Annotated in this window: 14 protein-coding genes; 7 read left to right on the top strand and 7 right to left on the bottom strand. The window is 71.5% G+C overall.

What is annotated here, in order from left to right; translation table 11 throughout:
* The first annotated feature begins 1 nt into the window (after position 1).
* The gene (locus V6R91_RS14200) at positions 2-487 is read left to right on the top strand and encodes a DUF2231 domain-containing protein (protein WP_336395803.1); all 486 of its coding nucleotides are present in this window, start codon (positions 2-4) and stop codon (positions 485-487) included.
* 35 nt (positions 488-522) lie between these two features.
* Here the strand turns inward: V6R91_RS14200 and V6R91_RS14195 are convergent, their stop codons facing one another.
* The 3 genes from V6R91_RS14195 to V6R91_RS14185 form a co-directional block, all read right to left on the bottom strand.
* Positions 523-1,068, bottom strand: coding sequence for a DUF6264 family protein (locus V6R91_RS14195; protein WP_271062004.1), 546 nt, complete (start codon positions 1,066-1,068; stop codon positions 523-525).
* Positions 1,069-1,263: 195 nt separating this feature from the next.
* Complete coding sequence (locus V6R91_RS14190) at positions 1,264-2,049, bottom strand: IclR family transcriptional regulator (protein ID WP_271062005.1); 786 nt, start codon at positions 2,047-2,049, stop codon at positions 1,264-1,266.
* A complete protein-coding gene (locus V6R91_RS14185) occupies positions 2,046-3,089 on the bottom strand; it encodes a 4-hydroxy-3-methylbut-2-enyl diphosphate reductase (RefSeq protein WP_378821807.1) in 1,044 nt (347 codons plus the stop codon). Before V6R91_RS14185 ends, V6R91_RS14190 begins: the two co-directional genes overlap by 4 nt.
* 69 nt (positions 3,090-3,158) lie before the next feature.
* On the opposite strand from V6R91_RS14185, the gene xseA reads away from it, so the two are divergent.
* The 6 genes from xseA (at position 3,159) to V6R91_RS14155 (ending at position 8,670) form a co-directional block, all read left to right on the top strand.
* A complete protein-coding gene (gene xseA, locus V6R91_RS14180; protein ID WP_336395802.1) occupies positions 3,159-4,484 on the top strand; it encodes an exodeoxyribonuclease VII large subunit in 1,326 nt (441 codons plus the stop codon).
* 9 nt (positions 4,485-4,493) lie between these two features.
* Entirely contained in the window at positions 4,494-4,754 is a 261-nt protein-coding gene (locus tag V6R91_RS14175; RefSeq protein WP_336395801.1) for an exodeoxyribonuclease VII small subunit, read from the top strand.
* Positions 4,751-5,419 carry a DUF4245 family protein gene (locus V6R91_RS14170; RefSeq protein WP_336395800.1) on the top strand — a complete coding sequence of 223 codons (669 nt, stop codon included), beginning with the start codon at positions 4,751-4,753 and terminating at the stop codon, positions 5,417-5,419. The genes V6R91_RS14175 and V6R91_RS14170 overlap by 4 nt, the downstream gene beginning before the upstream one ends.
* Positions 5,416-6,078: a carbonic anhydrase gene (locus V6R91_RS14165; protein WP_067250216.1), complete on the top strand. Its 663-nt coding sequence runs from the start codon at positions 5,416-5,418 to the stop codon at positions 6,076-6,078. The genes V6R91_RS14170 and V6R91_RS14165 overlap by 4 nt, the downstream gene beginning before the upstream one ends.
* Positions 6,079-6,136: 58 nt before the next feature.
* On the top strand, positions 6,137-7,552 hold the full coding sequence (locus V6R91_RS14160; RefSeq protein WP_336395799.1) for a class II fumarate hydratase: 1,416 nt from the start codon (positions 6,137-6,139) through the stop codon (positions 7,550-7,552).
* 281 nt (positions 7,553-7,833) lie between these two features.
* Positions 7,834-8,670 (top strand): type IV toxin-antitoxin system AbiEi family antitoxin domain-containing protein, encoded by an 837-nt coding sequence (locus V6R91_RS14155; RefSeq protein WP_336395798.1) that lies wholly within the window; start codon positions 7,834-7,836, stop codon positions 8,668-8,670.
* 205 nt (positions 8,671-8,875) lie between these two features.
* Here the strand turns inward: V6R91_RS14155 and V6R91_RS14150 are convergent, their stop codons facing one another.
* The 4 genes from V6R91_RS14150 to V6R91_RS14135 form a co-directional block, all read right to left on the bottom strand.
* Positions 8,876-9,109 (bottom strand): YbdD/YjiX family protein, encoded by a 234-nt coding sequence (locus V6R91_RS14150; RefSeq protein WP_336395797.1) that lies wholly within the window; start codon positions 9,107-9,109, stop codon positions 8,876-8,878.
* Positions 9,110-9,224: 115 nt separating this feature from the next.
* Positions 9,225-11,450 (bottom strand): carbon starvation CstA family protein, encoded by a 2,226-nt coding sequence (locus tag V6R91_RS14145; protein WP_336395796.1) that lies wholly within the window; start codon positions 11,448-11,450, stop codon positions 9,225-9,227.
* 139 nt (positions 11,451-11,589) lie between these two features.
* Entirely contained in the window at positions 11,590-12,876 is a 1,287-nt protein-coding gene (locus V6R91_RS14140; protein ID WP_271062883.1) for a PhoH family protein, read from the bottom strand.
* Between the two features lie 241 nt (positions 12,877-13,117).
* Positions 13,118-14,242, bottom strand: coding sequence for an aminotransferase class V-fold PLP-dependent enzyme (locus V6R91_RS14135; RefSeq protein WP_336395795.1), 1,125 nt, complete (start codon positions 14,240-14,242; stop codon positions 13,118-13,120).
* Between the last annotated feature and the right edge of the window lie 29 nt (positions 14,243-14,271).

Here is a 14,271-nt window from a genome sequence, read left to right as displayed (position 1 = left end):
GATGACGCCGCTGGAGGCCGCCTCGTTCGCCGGACTGCCGCTGCATCCGCTGCTGGTGCATGCCGCGGTCGTCCTCACCCCGCTGACCGCGATCGCGCTCATCGTCTGCGCGCTGTGGCCCGCCGCACGACGCCGTGTGGGTGCGGCACTGCCGGCGGCGGCCGTCCTCGTGGCCGTGCTCATCCCGCTCACGGCGGCGACCGGCGGGTCCCTCGCCGACACCGTCGGCCGCGCCCCGGCGGTCCAGCGTCACGAGGCGCTCGCGCTCATGCTCATCCCCTGGGCGATCTCGCTGGCCCCGACCGGGATGGCCGTGTGGATCGCGGACCGCCGTCGGCCCGACCCGTCGGAGGAGAGTGCCGCCTGGCCCCGTCCCGTGCGGGTGGTGATCGCGGCGGCCGCGCTCGTCAGCGCGATCGGGACCCTCGTCCTGGTGATCCTGACCGGCGATGCGGGCGCCCGCGCGGTGTGGGAGGGGAGCGTCTGAGCGGCCGTCCGCACCCGCGCCGGCCCTCCGCGCGGTCAGCGGGTCGAGGCACCGCCGAGGTACGCCAGGAAGGCCGGGTCGCCCAGCAGGGCGACGCTGAGGCAGATCGACGCGAGGACCGTCGACACCACGGCCCCGACGAGCGGGACCCACCACGAGGTGCGCCCACGGCGGAGACGAGTCACCGCCCACGCCGCGGTCGCGGTCCACCCGACGATGAGCACGATCGATGCGATCGTCGCCCACAGCCGCCCCTGCTCGTAGTTCGTGAACTCGCCGTCGATGCCGAGGATCCGCATGCTCTCGCTCATCAGCCGCGACACGTCGGAGTACGAGATCACGGACATGATCACGTTGACCAGCCCGTAGGCGAGGAGCGCGATGGTGATCAGTCGATCCGCCGGCCGCGGCGTGCGCGCAGCGGCCCTGTCGGTCGGGGCCGGTGCCGCGGTCGCCGGGGCGGCAGTGGCGGGCGCCACCGTGGCTGCTGGGGGCGGTGTCACCTCCTCGGGCAGGCCTGCGCGACGGCGCTGCTCCTCCGGGGTGGCGTACTCGCCGTACTGGGGTCGGGGATCGGACACCCCGACATCGTAGCCGTGGTGGCCTGTGCACCCGCTCGACCGGCCGGGCCGGAAAAGAAGAATGCCCCGGGGGCTGGGGACTCCCGGGGCTCAGGGATCAGGAGCGCTGGGGACGCTGACCCTCCCGTGGACGCGATTACGACGTCGTGCGACCAAGGATAGCGCTCTCCTCATTCCTGCACGAGAGCCAGGAATTCAGATAGTGAACTGCCCGCGCCCCGACAGCCCGGCGGTGCCCAGCGCGACCGACAGCTGGCGCGCCGCATCCTGCAGTCGCGCGATCACGTCCTCGCCCACGGGATGCTCTCCGTCGGCCCGGACCGAGATCGCGAGGGAGGCTATGATCCCCGGAGCGAGCACCGGCACCGCGAGACACGTGAACCCGAGCGCGTATTCCCCCCGTTCGACCGTCCAGCGGCGCGAGCGTTCGAGCTGCTCCAACAGCCGCTCACGGTCGCTGATGGTCCGCGGGGTGAGCTCTGCCAGGGGGTGCCGCGCCAGGTAGTCCATGCGCTCGTCCTGCGGCAGGACCGACAGGATCTGCTTTCCCAGGGCGGTCGCATGCGCACCGTCCTGCATGCCGACCCACAGCTCCACCCGCGGGTCGTGGTCCACGTCGACGATGTCCACGAGATGCACCTCGCCGTCGTCGAAACGGGACAGGTACGCCGTCGCGCCGACATCCTCGGCCACCTGCCGCAGCGCCGCACGCACCTGAGCGAGGAAGACGCCGCGCGCCGGCGCCGCGTCCTGGAACGCCGGGAAGCGCGCGCCGAGGACGAGGCCGTCGGGCTCGGTCGCGAGGTAGCCCTCGTGGATCAGCGTCCGCACGAGGTTGTATGTCGTCCCCGGGGTGAGGCCGGTCGCCTGGGCCAGCAGCTTGACCGGGATCGGCCGCGGCGAGTTCGCGACGATGTCGACCAGGCGCAGCGCCCGTTGCACGGATCCGATCAGCGTCGGTTCGGATCCGTCGGCGCTCATCGGAGTCGTCCGCCCAGCGCGCGGTCGTCGCGCTGGCCCGACACGTCCTGACGCAGTTCCTTCGGCAAGGAGAACATCAGGTCCTCCTCGGCGGTGCGGACCTCGTCGACATCGCCGTATCCCGCCTCCGCGAGCGCGTCCAGCACCTCCCGCACGAGGACCTCGGGGACGGAGGCCCCGCTCGTCACGCCGACGGTCGTCACGCCGTCCAGCCACTCCTGGCGGACCTCGTCGGCGTAGTCGACGCGGTAGGCGGCGCGGGCCCCGTACTCCAGCGCGACCTCGACGAGGCGGACGCTGTTGGAGGAGTTCGCGGATCCGACGACGATCACCAGATCGGCGTCCTTGGCGACCTTCTTGATCGCGACCTGCCGGTTCTGCGTCGCGTAGCAGATGTCGTCGGAGGGCGGATCGTGGAGCTCGGGGAACCGGGCGCGGAGCCGGTTCACCGTCTCCATCGTCTCGTCCACGGACAACGTCGTCTGCGACAGCCACACGACCTTGGAGGGGTCGCGCACCTCGACGGTGTCCGCCTCGTCCGGGGAGTTCACGATGGTGACGTGCTCGGGAGCCTCCCCCGCGGTGCCCTCGACCTCCTCGTGCCCGTCGTGGCCGATGAGGAGGATCTCGTAGTCGTCGCGGGCGAAGCGCACGGCCTCTCGGTGGACCTTGGTGACCAGCGGGCACGTGGCGTCGATGGCGTGCAGGCCCCGATCCGCGGCGGCGTTCACGACGGCGGGAGAGACGCCGTGCGCGCTGAAGACGACGTGCGCCCCCTCGGGGACCTCGTCGACCTCGTCGACGAAGATCGCGCCCTGGGCCTCGAGCTCGGTGACGACGTGGATGTTGTGCACGATCTGCTTGCGCACGTACACCGGTGCGCCGAACCGCTGCAGCGCCTTCTCGACGGCGACGACCGCGCGGTCCACGCCCGCGCAGTACCCCCGGGGCGCGGCCAGCAGCACCCGCTTGTGTCCGTCCACGGGGATATCCTGAAGACGCGCCCGCTCGGCGCGGCGCTCGCGCGGCACCCGCGGCACGGGGAGCGCAACAGCAGTCGAAGTCACAATGCCGATCCTACCGGCGCTTCCCCCGAGGAGGACCTGGACATGACCTCCTTCGAGGCCGCGCACGTGCCCGGCGAGCCGCCGCCCGCCGACGCCGTCGCCCCGCGCGACTCCACGCCGGACGCCCCCACGTCGGTCGCCCGCCTCAACGCCACGATCCGCGACTTCGTCGCGCGATGGAACACCGTCTGGGTCGAGGGGGAGATCACCTCCTGGAACTTCCGCGGCGGCAACGTCTTCGCCCGGCTCAAGGACACCCGCTCCGACGCACAGATCTCGATCCGCATCTGGTCCAGCGTCCGGGCGCGCATCCCGTCCGACCTCGGCGTGGGCGACCACGTCGTCGCGGCCGTGAAGGCGGACTACTTCGTCAAGGCGGGCGACTTCAGCTTCGCCGTCTCGATGATGAAGCACGTCGGCCTGGGCGATCAGCTCGAGCGGCTGGAGCGGCTGCGGGTCCAGCTGCGACAGGAGGGCCTGTTCGACGCGTCCCGCAAGAGGGCGATCCCCTTCCTCCCGCACGTCATCGGTCTCATCACGGGTGAGAACTCCGACGCGGAGAAGGACGTGCACCGCAACGCCGAGCTGCGCTGGCCGCACGTGCGGTTCCGCACCGTGCACGCCGCCGTCCAGGGCGATCGATGCGTGCCGGAGACGCTCGCGGCGCTGAAGCGGCTCGACGCCGACCCGGAGGTCGACGTGATCATCGTCGCCCGCGGCGGCGGGGATCCGCAGACGCTCCTGGGCTTCAGCGACGAACGCCTGATCCGCGCCGTCGCTGCCGCCACGACGCCCGTGGTCAGCGCCATCGGGCACGAGAACGACCACCCGCTGCTGGACGACGTGGCGGACCTGCGCGCCTCGACCCCGACCGACGCCGCCAAGCGCGTCGTCCCCGACGTCGGCGAGCAGCGTGCGCTCGTGGCGCAGCTGCGCGCCCGGGCGACGACGCGGCTGACCCAGCGCCTGACGCACGACATCGCGCAGTTGGAACAGCTCCGCTCCCGCCCCGTGCTGCGCTCTCCGGAGCCGTTGATCGAGCGTCGCGCGCAGGAGATCCACCTGCTCGTGGCCCGCGGGCGCGACGCCGTCGTCCGGGGCGTCGACCATGGTTCGCGGCGCACGGCCGAGCTGCGCGCGTCTCTGCGGGCGCTCTCCCCCGCCGCGACGCTGGCACGCGGCTATGCGATCGCGCACCGGGAGGGCGGCGTGATCCTCCGTGACGCTGCCCAGGCCCCGGCCGGCACCCGCATCACGGTGACGCTCGACCACGGCTCCGTCGATGCCGTGTCCGAGGGGGAACGACCGGAGGCACCCGCCACAGAGGCGGGCTCCGCCCCGGATCGGATGTCCGAACCGCGCCGGTAGGATGAAGGGGTGAGCGCGAGCGAGGAGTTCGAGACCGCCCCGGCGGGCGGCACCGCCGACCCCGCCACCCTCACCTTCGAGCAGGCCCGCGACGAGCTCGTGCGTGTCGTGGCCGAGCTCGAGCAGGGCGCTCCGACCCTCGAGCACTCGCTGGCGCTGTGGGAGCGTGGCGAAGCGCTGGCCGCGCGCTGCGAGGAGTGGCTTCTCGGAGCCAAGCGCCGGCTCGAATCGGCCAGGGAAGGCGCGAACGGGCAGGTGTCCGCGTCGTGAGCCGCTCCTCCCGCGGATCCTCCGCCCCCGTCGTCGCCGAGCTCGGCCGCCCCGAGACCCCCCAGGAGACGGCGGACCGCAAGGCCGCCTCCTCCGCCGCGTACCGGTCGAGCCAGACGTTCCGCAACCTCCTGGCCGCCATGCTGGTGACCCTCGGGGTCGTCCTCGTGATCGTCTTCATCGTCCCCCGCGGCGAGCCCGGCGAGCGCCCGCCGATCGACCTCGCCGCCATCGCGAAGGACGCGGAGACCGCCGTCGGCGGTCCGGTCGTCGTGCCCGAGGTGCCGAAGAACTGGCGGGTGAACAAGGCCGAGCTCTCCGGCGGCGCGTACACCGTCTGGGACGTGACGATGGCTCCCACCGGCGACACGGCGCGCGGCTTCGCCCGGATCGCTCAGGCGATCGATGCCGAACCGGCCTGGGCCGCGATTCCCCTCAACGGGGCCTCCCCCAAGGACCGGGTCACGATCGAGGGGCGCGAATGGGAGGTCTTCACGATCGCCCGCCCCGCGGACAACGGCAACGTCTCGTACGCGCTCGGCGCACCCGCCGGGGACGACTACGTGCTGATCTACGGGTCGCTCAGCGCCGACGACGCCGCCCGGATCGCGAAGGGACTGGAACCACAGCTCGCGCAGATCGACGCGCGTCAGGAGGATGAATGACGACTCAGCTCACCCCGGACCAGGCGTGGCAGGAGATGCTCGAGGGAAACCGTCGCTTCGTCGCCGGCCGCCCGGAGCACCCGCACCAGGACGTGGGCAAGCGTCACGAGCTCGCGGAGGGACAGGCGCCCATGGCGACCCTGTTCGGCTGCGCGGACTCCCGCCTCGCCGCCGAGATCATCTTCGACAAGGGCCTCGGCGACCTGTTCGTGGTCCGCAACGCCGGCCAGGTCCTCGGCGAGTCGATCGTGGCGAGCCTGGAGTACGCGGTGGAGATCCTGCGGGTCCCGCTGATCGTCGTGCTCGCGCATGACAGCTGCGGCGCCGTGCGCGCCGCGATCGACGGGACGGCGATCGACGCCGCCCCGCTCCCCCCGCACATCTGGCGCCTCATCGCCCCGATCGTGCCCGCCGCGCGCAAGGTCGTCGCGGCGACCGGTGTCACCCGTCCCGACGAGATCGACGCCGAACTGGTGGGCCGAGAGCACCTGCGCAACACGGTCGCCGACCTGATCCAGTCCTCCGAGCTGATCAGCGCCGCCGTGGCCGAGGGACGCCTCGGGATCGTCGGCGCGAACTACCGGCTCGCCGAGGGCACGGCCGTGCCCATCGTGTCGGTCGGCCTCGCCGACGACACGGCGCTCGACGCCCCGCGCTGATCCCGGCGCCCTGAGTCATCCCCCTTCCGTCACCCCGTCACAACTGGAGGAACAGCAAGTGACCGACACCCAGCACACCGGCGCGGACGATCAGTTCCGCATCGAACACGACACCATGGGCGAGGTGGGCGTGCCCGTCAACGCGCTCTACGGGGCGCAGACCCAGCGCGCGGTGGAGAACTTCCCGATCTCCGGGAAGGGGCTGGAGTCCGCGCAGATCGCCGCCCTCGCGCGCATCAAGAAGGCCGCCGCCCTCGCGAACAAGGAGCTCGGCACGCTCGACGGCGCGATCGCGGACGCCATCGCCCAGGCAGCGGACGAGGTCGCCTCGGGCCGCCACGACGGCGAGTTCCCCGTCGACACCTACCAGACCGGGTCCGGCACGTCCTCGAACATGAACATGAACGAGGTGCTGGCGACGCTCGCGACGCGCATCCTCGGCGCGACCGTGCACCCCAACGACCACGTCAACGCGTCGCAGTCCTCGAACGACGTGTTCCCGACCTCCGTGCACATCGCCGTCACCCAGGCGCTCATCGACACGCTGATCCCGTCCCTCGACCACCTGGCCGTCGCCCTTGAGGCGAAGGCGGAGCTGTGGAAGGACGTCGTCAAGTCCGGCCGCACCCACCTCATGGACGCGACGCCGGTCACCCTCGGCCAGGAGTTCGGCGGCTACGCGCGTCAGATCCGCCTCGGCATCGAGCGTGTCCAGGCCGCGCTCCCCCGGGTCGCCGAGGTGCCGCTGGGCGGCACCGCCGTCGGCACCGGCATCAACACCCCGCTCGGCTTCCCGCAGAAGGTCATCGCGCTGCTGGCCGCCGAGACCGAGTTGCCGATCACCGAGGCCAAGGACCACTTCGAGGCCCAGGCGAACCGCGACGGCCTCGTCGAGACGTCCGGCGCGCTGCGCACGATCGCAGTGTCGCTGACGAAGATCAACAACGACCTGCGCTGGATGGGCTCCGGCCCCAACACGGGTCTCGGCGAGCTGCACATCCCCGACCTGCAGCCGGGCTCCTCGATCATGCCGGGCAAGGTCAACCCGGTGGTGCCGGAGGCCGTCCTCATGGTCTGCGCCCGCGTCATCGGCAACGACGCGACCGTGGCGTGGGCCGGCGCCTCCGGGTCCTTCGAGCTGAACGTCGCGATCCCGGTCATGGGCACGGCACTGCTCGAGTCGATCCGACTGCTCTCCAACGCGGTGCGCGTCCTCGCGGACAAGACCGTGGACGGCCTGGAGGCCAACGTCGAGCGCGCCGCCGCCTTCGCCGGCATGTCGCCGTCGATCGTGACGCCGCTGAACAAGGTGATCGGCTACGAGGCGGCCGCGAAGATCGCCAAGCACGCCGTCGCCAAGGGCATCACGGTGCGCGACGCGGTGATCGACCTCGGCTACGTCGAGCGCGGCGAGATCACCGAAGAGGTGCTCGACCAGAAGCTCGACCTGCTCTCCATGACGCACGCCGGCTGACAACCCGCTTCCGCGGATGCCGCGGTCCTTCGGGGCCGCGGCATCCGTCGTCTCCGGGCCTGTCCGTTCCCCCTCCCCCTCCCCCCTGGCTCCGCCCCTGTCCCGATCTGCACACTTCGTCCCGATCTGCACAGGAGAACCCGGCGAAGGTGTGCAGATCGGGCTCGAGTGTGCAGATCGGGGCACGAGCTTCCTCCTCCACCTCACGGCGATCCTCCACGTTGTCCACCGATCGTGCGACCGTCCTCTCTCGGCGGTCGGGATGCGGCAGCGTGACAGGCATGCTCTCCGCGCCGCTCACGCTCGCCCGCCTCGGCGGCGTCGCCCGAGGAACACAGCTCCAAGCTCTCGGCTTCACCCGCCGAATGTTGTCGCGGTTGGTCGCCGAGGGCGAGATCATCCGGATCCGTGACGGCGTCTTCGCGGTGCCGTCCGTGGCGGATGACCTCCGGACGGCGATCGCGCACGGAGGCGCACCGACGTGCGTCAGCGAACTGCGGAGGCGAGGGATCTGGGTGCTGTCCGACTCCACCAGCCTCCACGTGTGGATGGGAGCTGCCCGGCACGTGCACCCCCATGCCGATTGTGACTGTCGATCGCACTACTATCGGGGTCGTCCCCCGCTCGGGCGCGCCGATCTGCCGACGGCTTTGGTGCATCTCCATCGGTGCGAAGGCGACGAGGCCTTCTTCGCCGCCTTCGAGTCGGCGTGGCGGATGAGCCTGCTATCGCGTGCGGCGCGCAGCCGCATCCGTGCCGCTCTCCCGGCTCGGGCACGGTGGCTCGTGGACCTCGCCCGCGGCGATGCGGACAGCGGTCTGGAGTCGCTCCTTCGCCTGCGCCTGCACATCCTGGGGATCCCGGTGGAGTGTCAGGTCCGTATCGACGGCGTCGGCGTCGTGGACGTCGTCGTCGGCGGCCGTCTCATCCTGGAGGCCGACGGGAAGGAGAACCACGACGACTCGGCCCACCGTCACCGGGATCGGAGCCGCGACGCTGTGGCCTCCCGGCTCGGATACGAGACCCTGCGGTTCGACTACGCGCAGATCATCCATGACTGGCCCACGGTCCAGGCCGCGATCCTCGGAGCTCTCCGCCGTCTCCAGGACTATCGGTGACCCCTTTCACGGTCCCTCTCCCGACTCGTCTCTCTCTCCCTCCCCCCCCCCCCCCCCCCCGATCTGCACACATCTGCCCGATCTGCACACGAATACTCATGAACCGTGTGCAGATCGGGACAAGGTGTGCAGATCGGGACCGGGATGAGGCCAGGATGAGGCCGGGATGGACGCCGGCAGACGGTCCGCAGCGGGCGGCAGACGGTCAGCAGCAGCGGGCGCCCGGATCCGCGTCCTGCGCGGCGTAGTGTCGCCGCCAGAACTCGCGCTCCGTCATCGGAACGCGGTCCGGATGCGCCGCGCGCTGATGCGCCAGGTAGGCCGCGTACCGCGACTGACCGGTCACGCCGTTGACGTACCAGGCCACCGCCCGCCACGCGCGCCGCAGCCCCTCGACCGCGCGCCGGGCCGGACCGCGGGCGTCCCCTCCCACGGTCACCCGCGAAGCCACGCCGTCCCTGGCTGAGGCCGCGGGTCCACGCCTTCCGGGGCCGACGCCGTGCGGGGCCGACGCCGCACGGGCGCCCGGCGCCGCATCGTGCACACCGATCATGTCAGTGCCCCTGGACCGGCTTCAGCTCGTCCGGCAGCGCGTCCCATTGCTTCTGCACGGCGCGCTCCTCGCGGGAGGCGATGAGGCCCGCCGCCCCGAAGCGACGCGACGGGACCGCCGGATCCTCGTGATCGATGACCTCCGTGCCGCGGAACGCCTGGATCACCCGCCAGACCGACATCGCGATCACGATGAGGGTGAGCACGAGGAACACGATCGACAGCGTCCCCTGCACCACGGTGTTGCGCACGACCGCCTCCATCGCCTGGACCGTGCCCGCGGTCCCGAAGCTCGTCTCGCCCGCCTCCAGCGCCCCGCGGAACGCGAAGTGCTGAGCCCAGTAGCCCACCGCCGGCACCGGGGAGAAGATCTTGTACAGCGACGCGGTGACGGTCACCACCGTCACGAATGCGAGCGGGACGACCACCACCCAGAGCACCCCGAACGTGCGCCGGCGGGCGACGATCGTGAGCACCACCGCGAGCGCGATCGCGGCCAGCAGCTGGTTCGCGATCCCGAACAGCGGGAACAGGGTGTTGATGCCGCCGAGCGGATCCGTGACGCCCATGATCAGCACCGCACCCCACCCGGCCACCATGACCGCCGTGCAGATCCACGCCCCGGCCCGCCAGGACGTGTCCTTGAAGCGCGGGATGACGTTCCCGATCGAGTCCTGCAGCATGAAGCGCGCGACCCGGGTGCCGGCGTCCACGGCGGTCAGGATGAACAGCGCCTCGAACATGATCGCGAAGTGGTACCAGAACGCCATCATCCCGGTGCCGCCGATCCACTGCTGCATGATGTGCGCGAGGCCGAGGGCGAGAGTCGGTGCACCGCCGGTGCGGGAGATGATCGACTCCTCCCCCACGTTCGCCGCGGTCGTGGAGAGCATCTCCGGCGTCAGGTTCACGCCGGCGAGCCCGAGCCCGTTCACGAACTGCACGGCGCCTTCGATCGTGCCGAGCGTCGCCGCCGGGGACGAGTTCATGGCGAAGTAGATGCCCCGGTCGATCGACACCGCCGCGACGAGGGCCATGATCGCGACGAACGACTCCATCAGCATTCCGCCGTAGCCGATGAAGCGGGTCTGCTTCTCCTTCTCGACCATCTTCGGCGTCGTGCCCGAGGCGATCAGCGCATGGAACCCGCTGAGCGCCCCGCACGCGATCGTGACGAACAGGAACGGGAACAGGGGGCCCGACCACACCGGTCCCGTCTCGCCGCCGGCGAACTCGCTGAAGGCCGGGACGGAGATCTCCGGCCGGACGAAGACGATCGCCACGGCGAGCGCCACGATCACGCCGATCTTCATGAACGTCGAGAGGTAGTCGCGCGGGGCGAGCAGGATCCAGACCGGCAGGACCGCCGCGATGAAGCCGTAGATGATGATGGCCCATGCGATGGTCAGGCGCTCCTGATGGAAGATCGCTTGTCCCCAGTCGGTGGCCGCCACCGCGCCGCCGCCGACGATGGCGGCGATGAGGAGCACGAACCCGATGATCGACACCTCGGTGATCCGTCCGGGTCGGATCCAACGCAGATACACGCCCATGAACAGCGCGATGGGGATCGTCATGCTCACCGAGAAGACGCCCCACGGGCTCTCCCCGAGCGCGTTGACGACGACGAGGGCGAGGATCGCCGTGATGATGATCATGATGAGCAGCGTCGCGAGGATCGCGGCGGCTCCGCCGAAGCGCCCGAGCTCGTCGCGCGCCATCTGTCCCAGGGAGCGCCCGCCGCGCCGCATCGAGAAGAACAGCACCAGGTAGTCCTGCACGGCGCCGGCGAGCACCACGCCGACGATGATCCAGATGGTCCCCGGCAGATAGCCCATCTGCGCCGCGAGGACGGGGCCGACCAGCGGCCCGGCGCCGGCGATCGCCGCGAAGTGGTGCCCGAACAGCACGCGGCGGTCGGTGGCGACGTAGTCCTTCCCGTCCGCCTTGGCCTCCGCGGGCGTCGCGCGGCGGTCGTCCGGTCGCGTGAGCCGCCGCTCGATGTACTTCGAGTAGAAGCGGTAGAAGATCAGGTAGGTCGCGACTGCGGCGAAGACGAACCAGATGGCGTTCACCGTCTCGCCGCGGACGATCGCGAGCATCGTCCACGCCACGCCGCCGACCAGGGCGATGAGCGCCCAGACGACGATCTTCACGGGTGTCCACCGCGGCTTCTCGTCGACCGCGACCGGGGGAAGACTCCGTTCCGCCGTGTCTGCTCTCTGCATGATCTGAACTCCTTCGTCCGCGTCCTGCTGCATCGACGCTAACCCGGACGACCGCTCACGCGCATCCGACGCGGCGGGAACGGCCGGGCCGGGACGACGAGGGGCCGCCGGGATGTTCCGGCGGCCCCTCGTCGTCGGATCAGCTGAGCTCGCCGCCCTCCAGGAGCTCGGTGACGAGCGCGGCGATCGCCGAACGCTCGGACCGCTGCAGGGTCACGTGCCCGAACAGCTCGTGCCCCTTGAGCGTCTCGATCACGCTGGCGACGCCGTCGTGGCGGCCGACGCGGAGGTTGTCGCGCTGGCCGACGTCGTGGGTGAGCACGACGCGCGAGTTCTGCCCCATCCGGCTGAGCACCGTGAGCAGGACGTTGCGCTCCAGCGACTGCGCCTCGTCCACGATCACGAAGGCGTCGTGCAGGGACCGCCCGCGGATGTGGGTGAGCGGAAGGACCTCCAGGATGCCGCGCTCGACCACCTCGTCGATGACGTTGGTCGACACCACCGATCCGAGGGTGTCGTAGACGGCCTGGCCCCAGGGGTTCATCTTCTCGCCCTGGTCACCGGGGAGGTAGCCGAGCTCCTGCCCGCCGACGGCGAACAGCGGCCGGAAGACGATGATCTTCCGCTGCTGCTGCCGCTCCAGCACCGCCTCGAGACCGGCGCAGAGCGCCAGAGCCGACTTGCCGGTCCCGGCCCGCCCGCCGAGGGAGACGATGCCGACCTCGGGGTCCAGGAGCAGATCGATCGCGATGCGCTGCTCGGCGGAGCGCCCGTGCAGCCCGAACACCTCGCGGTCTCCGCGGACGAGCGCGAACTCCCCGTCCCCGGTGACCCGGCCCAGGGCCGAGCCGCGTTCGGAGTGGATGATGAGGCCGGTGTTGACCGGCAGGCCCGTCACCTGGTCGCTGGATCCGACCTCGCTCTCGTACAGGTCGCTGATCTCGTCCCCGGAGAGGTCGATCGGGGCGATGCCGGTCCAGCCCGAGTCCACGGCCTGCTCGGCGAGGTACTCCTCGGCGTTGATGCCGAGCGAGGCCGCCTTCACCCGCATCGGGAGGTCCTTCGAGACCACCGTCACGTCCTGGCCGTCCTGCGCGAGGTGCATGGCGACCGAGAGGATGCGGCTGTCGTTGTCGCCGAGGCGGATCCCGCTGGGGAGCACGGACTGATCGGTGTTGTTCAGCTCGACGCGCAGCGTGCCGCCCGAGCCGATGGGGACGGGGAAGTCCAGACGTCCGTGCTCGACGCGCAGCTCGTCGAGGTGGCGCAGCGCCCGCCGCGCGAAGTACCCGATCTCGGGGTCGTGGCGTTTGCCCTCCAGCTCGCCGATGACGACGACGGGGAGGACGATGCTGTGCTCGGCGAAGCGGAAGAACGCCTGGGGATCGGACAGCAGCACCGACGTGTCGAGCACGTAGGTGCGCAGGTCCTGTCCGGGCCCGCCTTCCCCGCCGTCGCGGGTGCTGCGCTGGTGAGCTGCCTGAGTCTGCTGAGTGAACGGTGCGGCCACGACCCTCTCCCGACCCGGGGATTCCCGGTGTTAGGCGAGTCGACCAGGGCCACGAGTCGCGATCCTTCACGGCCGACTCGATCGGGCACCGTGCCCGATGCCATGACCGTACGACCGCGGGAGCACGCGACGCGACTCCGACACGCGGCAGCGTCGGTTAAGCGGAGATGAATTCCGCCGCCGTGGCGAGGGCGTCGTCGAGCAGCGCCACCGTGGGCTCCCCGGTGCCGGCGTGCACGCCGAAGCGCACCCGGCCGTCGCGCACCGTCGCGGTGATCCCCGCGTCGGCGAGGACGCCGCCGAGACCGGCCGGATCCCGCGGCGCGAGCGCGACGACCCCGGCCCGTCTCGCGGGGTCCCGGGGCGAGACGATCGGTACCCGATGGCGGTCCAGCACGTCCAGGACGGCGCCCACCCGCTCATCCACCCGCCGCGCCACGGCGCCGACGCCCGCCGCGGCGGTCTCGCTCACGGCGGCCGCGAGACGGCCGGCGGCCAGCGGATCGGGACTGCTCACCGCGTACGCGCGCCCGGTGGGTGCGGGGTCGGGGATGACATCGGCGAAGTAGCCCGCGGCGGACGTCCCGGCGAAGCCGCTCAGCACCGGGGCGATCCGTTCCCGGGCGGACGGAGCGAAGCGCGCGAACCCGGTGCCCCGGCCCGCACGCAGCCACTTGTACCCGTGGCCGACGACGACGTCGGCGAGCGCCCAGTCCTCCGCCACGACGCCGAAGGACTGCACGGCGTCGACGATCAGGAGTCGATCCGGCCCGAGCGCTTCCCGCAGAGCCGCCAGATCCGCCCGGTGACCGGTGCGGAAGTCCACGTGGCTCACGGCGAGCGCGGTGACGTCGTCGTCGAGGGCGTCACGGACGGCGGCGGCCGTCACGACGGCCTCCGCGGGGCGGATCCACCTCGGCACCAGGGCGCCCCGCGACGCCTCGGCGGCGCGGGCGAGCGCCACGGTGATGCTCGGGAACTCGGCCGTGGAACAGACGACGTGGCCGGAGAGCCCCGCGAAGGCGTGCTGCAGAGCGGGTCCGGAGGCCGAGTGGAGGGAGATGTCTTCCTCCGCGGCCCCGAGGAGCCCGGCGAGTCCGCGTCGGGCCTCCCCCTCGCGGGCCCACACGGCGGCGAGCGCCGCCGGGCGACCGTCGGCCTGCCGTTCGGCGTCGGCGATCAGAGCGGTGCGGGCCGCCGGGGACAACGGGCCGAACGCGGCCCAGTTCAGGTAGCCGTCCGTGCCGGCGAAGGAGTCGACGTAGTCCTCGAGCGCACCCATCCGGCCATTCTGCCCGAGGGCGACCCGCG

The sequence above is a fragment of the Microbacterium sp. CCNWLW41 genome (assembly GCF_037083505.1).
The sequence above is the reverse complement of the archived record's forward strand: the minus strand, read 5'-3'. Positions and strand labels throughout refer to the sequence as shown.

Bases quoted from the DNA above. Each gene is read 5' to 3' on its own strand.
- xseA (WP_336395802.1), top strand. From the start codon at position 3,159: ATGACCTCCTTCGAGGCCGCGCACGTGCCCGGCGAGCCGCCGCCCGCC.
- V6R91_RS14190 (WP_271062005.1), bottom strand. From the start codon at position 2,049: ATGAGCGCCGACGGATCCGAACCGACGCTGATCGGATCCGTGCAACGG.
- V6R91_RS14155 (WP_336395798.1), top strand. From the start codon at position 7,834: ATGCTCTCCGCGCCGCTCACGCTCGCCCGCCTCGGCGGCGTCGCCCGA.
- V6R91_RS14200 (WP_336395803.1), top strand. From the start codon at position 2: ATGACGCCGCTGGAGGCCGCCTCGTTCGCCGGACTGCCGCTGCATCCG.
- V6R91_RS14165 (WP_067250216.1), top strand. From the start codon at position 5,416: ATGACGACTCAGCTCACCCCGGACCAGGCGTGGCAGGAGATGCTCGAG.
- V6R91_RS14145 (WP_336395796.1), bottom strand. From the start codon at position 11,450: ATGCAGAGAGCAGACACGGCGGAACGGAGTCTTCCCCCGGTCGCGGTC.
- V6R91_RS14135 (WP_336395795.1), bottom strand. From the start codon at position 14,242: ATGGGTGCGCTCGAGGACTACGTCGACTCCTTCGCCGGCACGGACGGC.